We start from the raw sequence: 395 nt of genomic DNA, 5'->3' as shown, positions 1-395 counted from the left end.
GGTTCTTTTGCCGTTGGGTTAAACGTTTCTTTTTGTTCTTTTACCCTTACTGGTACTTCGACTTCATCTTCCGTTCCATCTGGATAATGAACTAACGCTACTCCTGGATGACTTCCTGGTGTACTTACATCTGGCCTTGTCTTCCATGTGACTGTTGTTCCATCTGGTAAGCCGGTTTTGTTTACACTTGTTTCTGGATCTGGCACATGACCATTGTCCACTTCTTGCGCTATTGCGGTTGGATTGTATTCATCATTTTGTGGCGTTACTTCGACTGTTACTGTCACTTCTTCCGTACTCTTATCTGGGTAAGTGATTAATACTTTTCCTGTCTTACTTCCTGGTTTACTTGTGTCTGGTTGTTCTGACCAGCTATAGTTTGTTCCTTTTGGTAA

Annotated in this window: 1 protein-coding gene; it reads right to left on the bottom strand. The window is 42.0% G+C overall.

Going from position 1 to position 395, the window contains the following annotated elements:
* On the bottom strand, positions 1-395 hold a 395-nt coding region (locus ACERDH_RS09800), incomplete at both ends, for a Rib/alpha-like domain-containing protein (RefSeq protein ID WP_386686890.1).

Origin of the sequence: Streptococcus bovismuti (assembly GCF_042436615.2) — a bacterium.
Taxonomy (GTDB): domain Bacteria; phylum Bacillota; class Bacilli; order Lactobacillales; family Streptococcaceae; genus Streptococcus.
The sequence above is the reverse complement of the archived record's forward strand: the minus strand, read 5'-3'. Positions and strand labels throughout refer to the sequence as shown.